The organism is Rania fehmarnensis (genome assembly GCF_056494185.1).
Genome location: NZ_CM151398.1, coordinates 7,784,714 through 7,798,992, shown reverse-complemented (window position 1 = coordinate 7,798,992; position 14,279 = coordinate 7,784,714). Strand labels below are relative to the sequence as shown.

The following is a 14,279-nucleotide window of genomic DNA, read 5'->3' as shown; positions in this document are numbered from 1 at the left end:
CATGCGATACCGCAGTACACGACAACTTGTCAATGATCTTCAAGCCGCTGGACGATTGATCGAAGTTACCAACCCGATCGATCCCAAGCTGGAATTGGCGGAAATACAACGACGTGTCTACGCCCGCGGCGGACCAGCTCTGCTGTTTTCCAATGTCATCGGTTGTCGGTTCCCTGTAGCCTCTAATCTTCTGGGTACGATCGATCGCGCGCGTTGGATCTTTCGCGATACTTTTGAAACGCTGCAACTAGCCATTCACTGGAAGACACATCCCGAAGACATTTTCAAGCAGCCTTGGCAATTGTGGCGCGGACCGATTGTAGCTGTGCGCATGTTGCCCAAACGCGTCAGTGCTGGGCCGGTCAACAAACACACCTGTCGCTTGAGCGAACTACCACAGATCGTGTGTTGGCCCGATGATGGCGGGCCGTTTGTAACCCTGCCTCAAGTCATCAGCCAACCACCCGACGATGCGCGGCTGTCATCGATCAACCTGGGCATGTATCGCATTCAAATGGCCGGGAACAACTATGTGCCCGAGGCTGAATGTGGATTGCATTACCAACTTCATCGCGGCATCGGTGTTCATCACACGCGGGCCATCGAACTGGGCCAGCCTTTTCATGTTAACGTTTCCGTGGGTGGTACACCTGCCATGACGATAGCCGCGGTCATGCCCTTGCCCGAAGGCATGAGCGAATTAGGTTTCGCAGGTGCACTAGCCGGTGGTCGAATACCACTGGTGTGCTCTGGCGCCGCGACGAAAGCCCACGCGCCCATCTATGCTGATGCTGACTTTGTAATTCAAGGCACCGTCGATCCTACGCAGTTAAAGCCCGAGGGGCCATTTGGAGATCACTTGGGTTATTACGCCCGCGTGCATGATTTTCCGCTTTTGCAGGTACACAAAGTCTGGCATCGCCCCGATGCGGTCTGGCCGATGACTGTCGTGGGACGGCCGCCGCAAGAAGATACCGTCTTTGGACAGTTGATCCATGAACTAACTGAACCAGTCATTCCTACCGTTCTGCCAGGTGTCAAAGCCGTTCACGCAGTCGATGCGGCCGGAGTGCATCCACTACTGTTGGCCATCGGGAGTGAACGCTACACGCCCTATGCTAAAGCGGGTAAACCCCAAGAATTGCTAACGCAAGCTTCTGCGATCCTTGGCCAGGGGCAATTGTCCTTGGCCAAGTATTTGTGGATTACCGATGCGCCCGATGGCCAGCTAGACATTCATGACGTGCGCAGCTTCTTTGAATACATGCTGGCCCGAGTCGATTGGAATCGCGATCTACATTTTCATACTTGTACTACGATCGATACGCTCGACTACTCAGGCGACGGATTGAATGCTGGCTCCAAGTTGGTCATCGCTGCCACGGGACAACCCAAACGCAGTTTGCCAACTGAATTAGATGCTGATCTGCATATGCCTGCGAGCTGGCGCAATCCGCGCATCGCCTGGCCGGGTATCTTGTGTGTGGAAACAAACCGACTGCGAGATGCTGCTGATGTCTCCGCCCGCGTGTGGCAACAGGTATGTGATAGTCTGGATCCAAGCGGTGCTCTCAGTCGTTTTCCGCTGATCGTGTTAGTTGACGACGCCGATTTCGCGGCGCGTAACGTCAGCAACCTGGTCTGGGTCACCTTTACACGCAGCAATCCGGCGGCTGATGTCTATGGTATCGGTGCGAAAACCATCAACAAACACTTTTCAGTATCTGGTGCGCTGGTGATCGATGCACGAGTAAAGCCTCACCACGCACCACCCCTGATCGAAGACCCTCGCGTTAGTTCGAGAGTCGATGCCTTGGCCGCGCAGAACCTGGCTGTATCGAAGTACCTGTAAATCCGTAGCCGATCTTGCCAGAGATTGTTTTTGTAGCCGATCTCGCCAGAGATTGGAACGTATCAGAGTTGTGCATCCAAAGTCTGGCGACTTCGGCTACGGGTTGATCTGTAGCTGATCTCGCCAGAGATTGGTTCTGTAGCTGATCTCGCCAGAGATTGGAACGTATCAGAGTTGCGCATCCAAAGTCTGGCGACTTCGGCTACGAGTTGACCTGTAGCCGATCTCGCCAGAGATTGGTTCTGTAGCTGATCTCGCCAGAGATTGGAACGTATCAGAGTTGTTCATCCAAAGTCTGGCGACTTCGGCTACATGGAACCCTACCGTACGGAATATTGAATCAACTCTTGATCATGCGCGATCCAGAGTTGTAGTTCTTTGCCCACGGGTAGGAGAGCCAGGCCGCGAATGGGTGAAGCGAACTGGCAGTGGTCGACCAATCGGCCATCGCCGTTGAAGAAATGCACGCGTGTGTCACCGGTACTGAGAGCCCAGATTGGCCCGCCGCTAATGGGATCGTCAGTAACGCTGATGAGCGTCCCCGATCCTCCGGTCTCGATCGGCAAGGGCGCATGCCACAGTTGTCGCAACTGTTGATCGAGCACGTAGATACCGGGTTCATCGCTGGCGAGCCAACCGCGAGCCAGGGTCGACGCGGACTTGCCATCGCTCCATGGACTCCATGGTCCGCGGGCAGGTGTGAATTTTAATTGTTGCTCCAGGCTCTGATTGGCGGTCGGCTTCGTTGGATCGGTTTTGGTTACGGTCGATACCGGTTTGGCTAGCGCTGCTGACCGGGCCCCGCCTTCGTCTTGTACGATGATAGGTTCCACACGACCATCGTTCAGAATCACCAGGCCACTGGCCAAGGCTTCTGATTTCGGGCGCGGCAGCAGGGCTACCGGCAAGGCTGGGCTTTGGCCACTATGTTGTTCCGCGCGCTTGGGATCGATCAGGAGCGTGCGTCCACCATCGGTGATAGCGGCCAGGCGCATACCGGCAGGCGTATCGAGCCAACGCATATCGCTGACGGTTTGCTGTTTGATGTCTACTGTGGATCGTTTGCCTGTAGCCACTTCGATCAACAGCAATTCACCGCCTGTGTGGCCAACCAAGGCGATCTCGCTACCCTTGGGATCAATGGCCAGGCGGACACTCGTTGTTGACGTCGATTTGGTCGGCTTCCAACCAACATCGATCTGCGCTTGCTTTTGTCCACTGCTATTGAGGCTGATCAACTGTCCCTGGCTGTTAAGGTGCCACAGGTTATGGGCCCAGTCCGATTGAAACGCGATGATCTTGGATTCCTGCTTCCAGGACTTCAGCTGGTTGAGAGTCAATTGGCCGGGCGGATAGGTTGATGGCTGAGTAAAGGCACTGCCAACTGCATCGCTGGCGCGAGCCAGCCACAGTTCTGCGCCAAAGCGTTCACGCTGGAGCGCGTTTCTCTGCACCATGTTGCCAGCCAGGTTTTCGCCGGCGACTAGCCGAGCCAAGAGAGCGGGCAAGGCGTCGGCCAAATGCGGATTGGCGCGAGGTTGTAAAAGTTGGAGCCGATGTTGACTATCCAGAATGACGACTGTCGGAGCTTCAGCCACGCCCAATACATCGCGGCCCAAGGCTTCCAAGTCTTGAACCAAGGACATTTGCAACTGCCACGCCCGCGCGAGCTCGGTCCACGATGATCCGGCGGGTGGATCGGATTCGGCCCAGATCGCCGTGGCCACCACCTGACTCTTCATCGGTGGCGGCAGGCTATCAAGCGCGGACTTGACTTGATCCAGTGTCGCTCGGCACGACGGATGATCCGCTGCCCAGACGAGCACTTGAACTTTACCTTCTTTCGAGTTGGCACTTGTGTCTAAGCCTCGACTACCCACCAAGCCTGGCAGTTTGAATGCCGGTAACGCTTTACCTAAACGACTATCCAATTCGACCTCAGGCGGCACGACAAAGTACCGTACGAGTTGATCTTGGGGTTGCAGTGGCAATTGCCACTTGCTCCAATCGATTCGCGCGCCCAGTTTGGGATCGTCTAGTTCGATGCTCAAATGCAAGTCGGATATGTGTGTGTCGGCCAACATTACAGGTGGCAAGGACTCGCTGGGTAATTCGATGCGTCTAAGCAGCGATGTGGTTGTACTGAGCCACAGTCGATAACGGGCCGTACCACGCGTGACAGTGACAATCTGAAAGGACTGACCAGATTCTTTGCCGAGGCCGTCGAGCGTGATAGCGGTGGCACCGTCCAAGAGTGACCGGAAAGGTTGATCACCTAAGAGCAATTCCAATTGTGGCGGCGAACCGGCCAGACCTGCGGAAAGATATTGAGTCACTGTGGCATCGCTTGTCAACCACGGCATGGTCATGGTAGCGGGAGGCGCGCGACTGATAACTTGCCGACTCAGCGATTGCGGTGCAGCGGGTGGTAAATTGAGACGCAAGCGAAATCGATCGTCGCTGGTGCCGGCGATAACCTGGTAGGCCTTAATACCCAAACGGTTGGGGAACTCAAAGGCCACGCTGAGCGGCGCGATGTCCTGCGTTGGTTGGCCATCGACTTTGTAACCCAGGACAACGCGCGCCGAGTCTTGATAGCTGGTAGCGCGTTTGTAGGCGGCGGCGCATTTCTCCAGTAACTGGACAGCGGCGTTATCGGCTTGCGTATCTTGGCTGATCAATTTTCCAGCCCGAGCTGGAGCCCGATCTTTCTGGGCCAGTTCATGCGTGGAGTCGCAGCCCAGAATCAGACACAATATTGCTCCCAGGCCTGCCCAAATTCGCATGTGCTGGAATCCTGTTTGCTTGTCCACCCGGAGAGTCCTTTTGCCAAACCCAGTCGTCGCTTAGGGGAGCGAAGTGCGGTCCCCAAGCGGGCCCCCTGACGAACGGGCACCACTCGGGTATCCTCAGTAGCAGGTTATCTCGGCAATGACAATATTTTTTCTTTTTGCTAGCATCGACTCATGGCTCAGGCAGGCACGGCAATAGACATTGTGTATGGCAACTCCACTTCTGGTCGGCTGTCCTTTGGCGGTCAAGTCCAGCGGGCCGGGGCCACTTCGCAGTTGCGGGCTCTGGAAAATCTGGCCAAAGAAGTTGAGCAGGCGCTGTCCAACCCCATCGAATTCCCCTCGATCGAGCAAGCGATTGTCCCAGGTGATCGCGTGGTACTGGCGGTCGATGTAACGGTGCCGCGGCTGGCAGACGTCACGGGAGCGGTCATTGAATATTTGTGTCAGCACGGTGTTGAGCGCGCGCAAATTTCGGTGGTCGTGGCCGGACATGCGACCTTCGACCAAGAAGAATTAAGTAAAGCGCTGACCGACCAGGTGCACTTGGAAGTTCACGATGCTGACGATCAGACGAAAGTTGCCTACGTGGCTGCCAACAAAGAAGGTGAGCCGATCTACATGAATCGCACGATGGTCGATGCGGATGTCGTCATCCCGATCATGTGTGCACGCGGTCGCCAGGCTATTGATTACGAGGGAGCCTACGGGGTCTTTCCGCAATTGACCGACCGGCGCACGCGCGGTCAGTTTTACAGTTTGCGGCACCTGGCTGATCCGGGCGAACATCGGCGATTGACTAACTGGGCAGATGAAGCAGCGTGGTGGGTTGGTTTGTTAGTGGCCATTCAAGTCGTGCCTGCACCGCTGGGTGGAGTGGCGCGCATCATGGCCGGCAATCCGCAAGCGCTGGAGAATGCCGTGCAAGCCTGTATGACCGAACTGTGGCGTACAGATTTGGAGCAGTCGTATGACTGTGTAATTGCACTGATCGATGGTGGTCAGAGCCAACAAAGCTGGGATTCGATCGCTCGCGTATTGGCCAGCGCTGCGGCGCTGGTGGCCGCCGATGGTGCGCTGATCATTTGCAGCGAGCTAACCGAGCGACCTGGGCGCGCGCTGCATAAACTCGGCGATCCGCATCGGTCGGAAGAGAAACTGGCCCAACAATTATCGAACGACTCAGCCGATGATGCACTGGCCGCCGCCGTTCTGCTCGAGTCGCTTGAAAGCTGCCATGTGTACTTGTTAACGCAGTTACCCAGCGCGGTGGTAGAACCTTTGGGTGTGGGCGCCATTGAAGACTTGCATCAAGCCGAGCATATCTTGCAACAACGCAAGAGTTGCCTGGTTATCGACTCAGCCCAACATAGCATTGTTCAACGCGTACCTTAGGCTTCGAATTCACCTTTGGAGAACACCCGGGCTCTGCCGGACAACCACACTCGCTGGCCGGCTAATCGCATGGCCACGATGCCACCGCGCTGCGACGCTTGATAGCCAACTAGCGTCTTCTTGCGAAGTCTACTGCCCCAATAATCCGCCAAACAGCAGTGCGCCGAACCGGTGACCGGATCTTCGCTAATGCCTACTGCAGGAGCAAAGAACCGTGAAACGAAATCATGCTGGCCACTTTCATCGGCGGCCGTCACGATCACTCCGCGGCATTCGATGCGTGCAAGTTCGGTCAGGTTGGGTTGCATGGCTCTTACTTCTTCGGCGGAAGCCAACTCAACCAGGTAATCGAATTGATTGCGGGCTACGTGCAGGGCGTGCACTCCCAGGGATGTCAACAAGCCCGTGGGCGCTTCACATGCTTCGGCGGCTACGATAGGAAAATCCATTTCGAAGAACATGTTCTGGGCCAGTACATGCAACGTGCCACTATGCGTTGAAAATTCTATGCGCTGGCCGGTACTGAGTAGCCCTTCTTCGACCATGGCTGCGGCAGCGGCCAGCGTCGCATGACCGCACAAATCAACTTCGACTTTGGGTGTAAACCAACGCAGTTCATAACATGCAGATTGCGGAACCAGAAAAGCCGTCTCAGCCAGGTTCATTTGCATGGCTACGTTTTGCAGCCAACTATCCTCGGGCCAGTGCTCCAAGATGACGACGGCTGCAGGATTGCCGGTAAATGGAGAAGCGGCAAATGCATCGATAACGCGAAAAACATATTTCATCTAACGAGTCTCGAGCACCCACTGGGTACTGGTCCGCACCAGTTCGATGGCGCTTTCAAGCTTGAGTTTATTCTTGATGTTTTCGCGATAACGCTCGACGGTCTTGGGACTGACATCCATGCGATGAGCAATTTCGCGAGTCGTCAGACCTTGACCAATCATTTCGAAGGCTTCAAGTTCTCGGTTGGAAAGTTTATGCACTGGAGATTCGTCATTGGGCTTGGGGACACCGGAGATCGAAGTGAGCATGCGTTGGCTCATCTCTTCATTGAGATGAATGCCGCCTTCTAAGACGCGATCGATGGCCAGCAATAGATTTTCGGTTGCACATTGTTTGTTGACAAAGCCACTGGCGCCAGCCCGCAACACTCGTTCGGCGAACAGGCGATCGTCGTGGGCCGAAACAGCCAGCACCTTGATCGACTCGTCAAGTTGGCGAAGTGAGCGAATCAATTCCAGGCCACTGCCTTCTTTCAACGACAGGTCTACGAGAGCCAAGTTGGGGTGAGTCTCGGTGGCGATCCGCAAGGCCTCGCTGGCACCTTCGGCAGTGCCACAAACCTGAAAATTCGGACGAGTAGCCAGCAAGTGGAGATAGCCTTGGCTAACAATCGGATGATCCTCGACAATCAAGACTCGCACAGTGGAGTGATCGGTCGGCGCGGTTTGAGGGGCTAACGCAGTCATCACAAAACTCCAGCAGACGGGAAGGGTACGGCGGAAAAGAAGCGGGAGATAGACAGCGTTGGATTGTCGCACAACCCAGTCTCAATTCAATGCTTTCCCCCCAAAGTAAGGCCGCTGAGCATCGCTGTTAAAGTGTGCCGACTAGGGAATTGTGTGTAGTCTGACGCAAAATCGTGACGGAAGCGGGGGCAAGCGAGTCGACATAACGTAGACGGCATACAAGGAAGATTCCCATACGGGAACACCTTGGATGCTCGCATTGGTTTTTCAGTCACTGGATCAGCCTCGCCCGAGTCGCTGTACTGGTGAGAGGAGATATCACGTTGGTGCGCGCCGGCAGTTCACGCCTAAAACCGACCTTCTTTGATCGGTGGGGCCGACTCATCTTGTTGTTTACCGTGGCGATGGTCCCCGGTATTTTTTACTGCGCCGGCAAAGCGGTTCAAAGCAACGTCAATAAAGTCGAAGATTGGCTGCCGAAGACCTTTAACGAAACCAAACAACTTTCTTGGTTTCGTAAACACTTTGCATCAGACCAGTTTGTGGTCATCAGTTGGGAAGGTTGTCGCATAGGGCACCTACAGGGTCCCGATGCTGCGGCCACCGATGATCCGCGCATCGAACGCCTGGCACAGCTCCTGGTCGCTGATCGCGACCCAGCCGAGTTGCCTAAAGAGCTAGCTCCGGTCAAACCAGTCACAGATGAATGGAAACGCGATGCCGCTCGCTATTTCAAAAGCGTAACCACTGGCCGCCGGGTGCTCGATCGCATTACCAAAGAGCCATTGAGTCTGGAAGCCCAAGAAGCCGTCAATCGCTTGAAGGGTTCGTTACTGGGGCCCGATGGTAAGCAAACCTGCGTCGTCGTAAGTTTGCATACCGAAGCACTCGGTAATCTCAAGCAGATCATGGGTGCCGGGCAGTACCGCGTCTTTCGTCCCAGTGTGCCACCCGGACTGCTGCGGCAATTGATTATGGCGGCAGGGTTGTCGCTGGATGAAGTCCATCTAGGTGGACCGCCAGTAGACAATGCAGCCATTGATGAAGAAGGTGAGAAGACGCTGATTCGCCTGGCCGGAGTCTCAGGTTTGTTGGGTTTGTTCTTGGCCTACTGGGCGCTGCGCAGCGTGACATTGACGGTTGTCGTCTTCGCGGCTGGTGTAGTTAGTGCGGCAGCTTCGCTAGGTACTGTCTGGCTGACGGGTCAGACGGTCGACGCGATCTTGATGTCGATGCCTTCGCTGGTATATGTACTGTCGATCTCGGGTGCGGTGCACCTGGTGAACTACTATCGCGATGCCATCCGTGAGGATGGACTGCATGGTGCGGTAGAGCGTGCCGTAATGCATGCCTGGAAACCAGCCGCCCTCTCATCCATTACCACTGCTATTGGTCTGATCTCGCTGTATGCCAGTGAACTGGTACCCATTCAAAAGTTTGGTTTGTACTCAGCCATCGCCATGATCACGCTGGTGTGCATTCTGTTTCTGTTCTTGCCCGCTGCACTGCACGTTTTCAACATTGGCAAGCGCTGGGCGGAACCCGAACACATTCGCTTGGTTCGCAAGCAACAAAAGAATTTGCACGTCGAAGACACCTTGACTCCTGCAGAGCGGCTATGGCACTGGATCGCTAGTCGCCTGGTCAACAATCATGCCATGGTAATGACTCTGTGCATGTTGACCATTGGAGCCATCGGGTGGGGAATCACGCGCAACAAGACCAGTATTAATCTGCTGGAGCTGTTCGATGGCAAGGCGCGCATCTTACGCGACTACGCCTGGCTGGAAGACAACCTGGGCGTGTTGGTGCCGATGGAGATTGTGTTAAAGTTTGAACCGTCGTCGCTCTTGGGTAGCCATGCGACGCATCATGAGAATGATGAAGACCTGTTCAGGCTGTCGTTCTTGGAACGAATGGAAGCTGTATCGCGCGTACAAAAAGCGATTCAGAAAAAGTTTGGTGAAGAGGGGCAAGGCATTGTTGGCTCCTGCATGTCGGCCGTTTCGTTCGCGCCACCTTTGCCGGATGCCAGTGGCAATACCGTTAGCTTCATGCATCGCAAGGCGCTCAATATGCGTCTGGAGAGCAGTCGTGGAGAATTTACGAGCGCCGGCTTCCTGGAAATCGATCCGGTCGACAACTGTGAACTGTGGCGTATTAGCTTGAGAGTTGCAGCCTTCAAGGGCGTGGACTACGGTCAGTTGGTCACCGAAATTCGCGAAGTCGTGCAACCGGTCGTGCAATCGTACGTCGATCGCAACCGAGTACTGCGCCAAGTCGCGGCCTGGTCGCCAGCCGCCAGTTACCATGGCGCGCGGGTCATGCTATGGCACCGTGATCAAGATAAGTTAATGGAGTCCGCTTCGGCGACGAACCAATTCTTGTCGACCAGCCGTGCAGAAGGTGTGCAGCCTAACATTGATACCTTGAACTCACTGTTAATCAATGCGCGTTGCCGAGTGATGAGCACGGAGGTCGACCCGGCTTCCATTACGCTTACCAGCCTGGAACGCTTGACAGCCACCGACGCCGTTGTGCTGGTGGGCGACTTTAGTGACTCGGATATGCTGACCATTTCGGGCCTGCTGCCGCAAACAGTCGTGGCCGGTGAACACGGCGGATCGCGCACACGTCGACAGTTGGCTGGCGATGCCGGTATTGGCAATCGCGATCCAGAACTACATGCGGTTTACACCGGTGTTGTGCCAATCGTTTATAAAGCGCAGCGCGCCTTGCTGGACAGTCTGATTCAGAGCACACTTTGGTCGTTCTTGACGATCACCCCGCTCATGATGATCGTGTCGCGATCGATCGCCGCCGGTGCCGTGGTAATGATCCCCAACGTGCTGCCGGTACTGGTGATCTTCGGCGCGATGGGCTGGATGGGAATCTCGATTGATATTGGTTCGATGATGACTGCTTCGATTGCACTGGGTGTGGCCGTCGATGACACGATCCACTTCTTATCCTGGTATCGCCAGGAATTGGATCGCTTGGGTAATCGACGCCTGGCGATCGTGGATTGTTATGCCAAGTGTGCGACACCTACGCTACAAGCGGCCATGATTAGCGGTCTGGGGCTGTCGGTATTTGCGCTCAGCACTTTCACACCGACGCAACGCTTTGGGTGGTTGATGCTGTCGATTTTGGTGGCTGGCGTGGTGGCCGAGTTGGTCATGTTGCCGGCGCTACTGGCTGGCCCGCTGGGAGTCGTGTTCAAAGCTCATACTCGTCGCCGCACTTGGATCTCGCGCATCTACTTGCTCACCCGTCACCAACTGCGTCAATGGCAACAACCGGTCGAATCACCGGCCAGTGTGCCTGTGCAGGTAACGCGTCGCGAAGCCGCGTAATTTCTGGTCTGCCTGAGAATTGAAATTTTCACTTCTCAGGTTTCTCTTCCAGATTTCAAATCCGCTACAATTGCTCGTTCATCCCCCCGCCTGAGAAACCATCTCGGCTTTTCCCCCTCCCCGTTTTTGTTCTCCTCAAGGAATTTCACCATGAGAGTTGGTGTTTCGCGCATCGGCGCGTTTCTATGTTTGATGGGACTGACAATCGTCGGCCAATCATCGACGGCTCGGGCCGAAGTCAAAGTGCCCAACATCTTCAGTAGCCACATGGTTCTACAGCAATCGCAAAAGAATCGCGTGTGGGGCAAAGCCAATGCAGGTGAAGATGTGTCCGTCAAGATCGATCAACAAACGCACACGGCCAAGGCGGATGCCAACGGTGATTGGCAAGTCACGCTCGATCCCTTGGCTGTGGGTGGACCTTATGAAATGACTATTCAAGGTAGCAACCAAATTAAGTTCGACGACATCCTGGTCGGCGAAGTTTGGATCTGCTCGGGCCAGTCGAATATGCAGTGGAGCGTCAATGCGTCCAACGATGCCGACTTGGAAAAATTGTCCGCCAAGTTTCCGAAGATCCGCATGATCAACTTTCCGCAAGTCGGCACTCAAGAACCGGTGTGGTCGCACGACGATCGCAAATGGCAGGTATGTGCACCAGATGCTATCGGCAACTGGTCAGCTGTGGGTTTCTTCTTCGCGCGGCAACTGCACCAAACGCTCGATGTGCCGGTGGGCATGATCAATAACGCTTGGGGTGGTTCAGCTTGTGAAGCCTGGATCAACCGCGAAGTATTGGCCGCTGACCCGCAATATCAACCGCTGATGGACCGTTGGGCTGGCATGGAAAAAACCTACGCCGATCTCAAGGCAAACCCCGAAGGCAAAGCGGAAGAACTGAAGAAGTTGCAGGGCCCTATGAACGGTAACTCGCGGCCCGGCAATATCTACAACGGTGTACTCAAATCCCATTTGGGTTACGGCATTCGCGGAGCGATCTGGTATCAAGGCGAATCGAACGCCGGTCGCGCTTATCAGTATCGAGAGTTGTTTCCGCTGATGATCTCCAATTGGCGCAAGGAATGGAATCAAGGTGACTTCCCATTCTACTGGGTTCAGTTGGCCGACTTCCGCGATGAAAAACCAGAACCTGCTGACAGCGATTGGGCGGAATTGCGCGAAGCTCAAACAATGACTATGAGCAAGCTACCTAAGACTGGCGAAGCTGTCATTATCGACATTGGCGAGGGCAAAGATATTCACCCCAAGAACAAAGTCGATGTTGGTCGACGTTTGGCTCGATGGGCACTTGCCAACGAGTATGGTGTGAAAGTTCCATACCACAGCCCGCAGTACAAGTCGATGGAAAAGGTCGACAACAAGATCGTGTTGACGTTCGATTACTTGGATAACGGTTGGCGACCCTTCGACGTCAATACGCCTCGCGGCTTTACAATCGCCGGGGAAGACAAGAAGTTCTACCACGCCGATGCCAAGATCATCGACGGCAACAAAGTCGAAGTAACCAGCGCGCAGGTTGCCAACCCCGCCTCGGTCCGCTACGCGTGGGCTGACAATCCAGTGTGCAACATGTTCAGCGGCGCAGGCTTGCCACTAACACCTTTCCGCACCGACGACTGGCCGGGCGTGACGATCAACAATAAGTAATCGTCACCCACGCTACCCGTAGCGGAATGCGTCAAGCATTTCGAATTCTCGTTGTGGCGGAATGCGTCAAGCATTTCGAATTCTGGAACGAACTTGAGAATGCTTAGACCGCTTCCGCTACGCAGGGCAGTTGGCTACCAAGCCAATGCAAAGATCGAGAGCGTCAGTGCCAGGCTCAGAGCAATGCCGATGACGCCGGCCCACAGCGCGGTGGCTTGGCGATCGCGCTTGCGGATCGAGCGAAATACTTCCAGAGCGACCTGCGTCTCTTCAGCACCGGTGGTCGATGGATCACCGAGCTTTGCATGCGGCCTGGCTACAGGCGTCGCTATCACGCGGGCCACGGGCACCTTCGCGGCCGAGTCCTGTTGGGCGGCATTCCAACGAGCTGACACAGTGATGTCCAGATCGTCTTCAGTCCACAGCAGCAGTTGCACACGCTCAAAAAGCGTTTGTCGCCGTCGCGGATCCAGCAGGTGATAACCGGCGGTGGCAATGCGAGCCAGTTGCTGGTCGTCCTCCGCAGATTGCTCTGCAGAGAGATCTGCAACAGTTCCAGCCGTTTCGCTGCTGGCGGATTTAACGTTAGCGGCTGCCTCATGCATGGCTTGCCGAATGATATCTACGCGAGCTTCGCGTGGTCGCAGGCCGAGCAAGCGAAACTCGGGCGTCATGGCGCGACCAATTCGGAATTGCGCTCGTGGCGCTGGTTCCGGAGCGGCAGAACCGCGAGCTTGGTTGCGGAGGGTCGTGACCATGATACGTGCGAGCCGATTGGCGCATCGCTCAGCCTGGCGATGCTATTCGGTAAGCGTCCTTGAGGTAAGTATTGAGTTGGAGGAATGGGACAGCGGCTGGGGTTAGTAGTCACTGCCTATTGAACACCGTAGTCGTTGGGTATGTTTCGGGGAAGGGCTATTGACGTTAAATAATTCGGCTGAAGCCGCGACAATATTTGGCGCGAATTCAGAAAGTTTTCGTAAGCTTTTTCTGGGCTTTTGTCCCACTTGCGCTCAGCAAGCGAGCCTCGACCCTTGCCGGTGCCCTATGGGGGTTTCGCCGCCATAGCCGCGCAGTCAATGCTCTCACGATGCCAATGTAGACAACGCTGGATTGGATAAGGTTCCCGATTTCCAAAAAATGACTCAGCCGCGAACATTAGCCCCGGATGTCGTAGAGCGGCTGTCCCCAGCCGCTCAGCACCCTCTAACCCAGCCACTTCCAACCGACGTCTATCCCCCGTCGCACCTGGGGACAGAGCGGACAGAGCACGCGCACTGGAGCCGGCGAGCAATGCGAGCAAATCACCGCGGGGGTCTGTCCCCGATCGTAGAGCGGCTATCCCCAGCCGCTCAGCACGCTCTAACCCAACCACTTCCGACCCGGCGTCTGTCCCCCGTCGCACCTGGGGACAGAGCACGCACGCTGGAGCCAGCGAGCAATGCGAGCAAATCACCGCGGGGGTCTGTCCCCGATCGTAGAGCGGCTATCCCCAGCCGCTCAGCACGCTCTAACCCAACCACTTCCGACCCGGCGTCTGTCCCCCGTCGCACCTGGGGACAGAGCACGCACGCTGGAGCCGGCGAGCAATGCGAACAAACCACCGCGGGGTCTGTCCCCGATCGTAGAGCGGCTGTCCCCAGCCGCTCAGCACCCTCTAACCCAGCCACTTCCAACCGACGTCTGTCCCCAGGGCGGGTACTCATGCTAGCAATGCGATTCTGGCTGGGGGACAGACACA

At 55.7% G+C, this 14,279-nt stretch carries 8 protein-coding genes; 4 read left to right on the top strand and 4 right to left on the bottom strand.

The window, feature by feature from the left end; translation table 11 throughout:
- Position 1 precedes the first annotated feature (1 nt).
- The gene (locus SH573x_RS26585; RefSeq protein ID WP_479351085.1) at positions 2-1,852 is read left to right on the top strand and encodes a UbiD family decarboxylase; all 1,851 of its coding nucleotides are present in this window, start codon (positions 2-4) and stop codon (positions 1,850-1,852) included.
- A gap of 320 nt (positions 1,853-2,172) precedes the next feature.
- On the opposite strand, the gene SH573x_RS26580 is transcribed toward SH573x_RS26585, so the two are convergent.
- Positions 2,173-4,638: a hypothetical protein gene (locus tag SH573x_RS26580; RefSeq protein WP_479351084.1), complete on the bottom strand. Its 2,466-nt coding sequence runs from the start codon at positions 4,636-4,638 to the stop codon at positions 2,173-2,175.
- A 180-nt stretch (positions 4,639-4,818) separates the two neighbouring features.
- Between SH573x_RS26580 and SH573x_RS26575 the strand changes: the two genes are divergently transcribed.
- Positions 4,819-6,039: a lactate racemase domain-containing protein gene (locus SH573x_RS26575; RefSeq protein WP_479351083.1), complete on the top strand. Its 1,221-nt coding sequence runs from the start codon at positions 4,819-4,821 to the stop codon at positions 6,037-6,039.
- Here the strand turns inward: SH573x_RS26575 and SH573x_RS26570 are convergent.
- Both SH573x_RS26570 and SH573x_RS26565 read right to left on the bottom strand, forming a co-directional pair.
- On the bottom strand, positions 6,036-6,827 hold the full coding sequence (locus SH573x_RS26570; protein WP_479351082.1) for a PhzF family phenazine biosynthesis protein: 792 nt from the start codon (positions 6,825-6,827) through the stop codon (positions 6,036-6,038). The two genes, SH573x_RS26575 and SH573x_RS26570, sit on opposite strands and share 4 nt — an antisense overlap.
- A complete protein-coding gene (locus SH573x_RS26565) occupies positions 6,828-7,514 on the bottom strand; it encodes a response regulator transcription factor (RefSeq protein WP_479351081.1) in 687 nt (228 codons plus the stop codon).
- A gap of 305 nt (positions 7,515-7,819) precedes the next feature.
- On the opposite strand from SH573x_RS26565, the gene SH573x_RS26560 reads away from it, so the two are divergent.
- Together SH573x_RS26560 and SH573x_RS26555 are read left to right on the top strand one after the other, a co-directional pair.
- The gene (locus tag SH573x_RS26560; protein ID WP_479351080.1) at positions 7,820-10,870 is read left to right on the top strand and encodes an efflux RND transporter permease subunit; all 3,051 of its coding nucleotides are present in this window, start codon (positions 7,820-7,822) and stop codon (positions 10,868-10,870) included.
- Between the two features lie 150 nt (positions 10,871-11,020).
- Positions 11,021-12,538, top strand: coding sequence for a sialate O-acetylesterase (locus SH573x_RS26555; RefSeq protein ID WP_479351079.1), 1,518 nt, complete (start codon positions 11,021-11,023; stop codon positions 12,536-12,538).
- Positions 12,539-12,672: 134 nt separating this feature from the next.
- Here SH573x_RS26555 and SH573x_RS26550 read toward each other — a convergent pair whose 3' ends face one another.
- The gene (locus SH573x_RS26550; protein ID WP_479351078.1) at positions 12,673-13,296 is read right to left on the bottom strand and encodes a hypothetical protein; all 624 of its coding nucleotides are present in this window, start codon (positions 13,294-13,296) and stop codon (positions 12,673-12,675) included.
- Between the last annotated feature and the right edge of the window lie 983 nt (positions 13,297-14,279).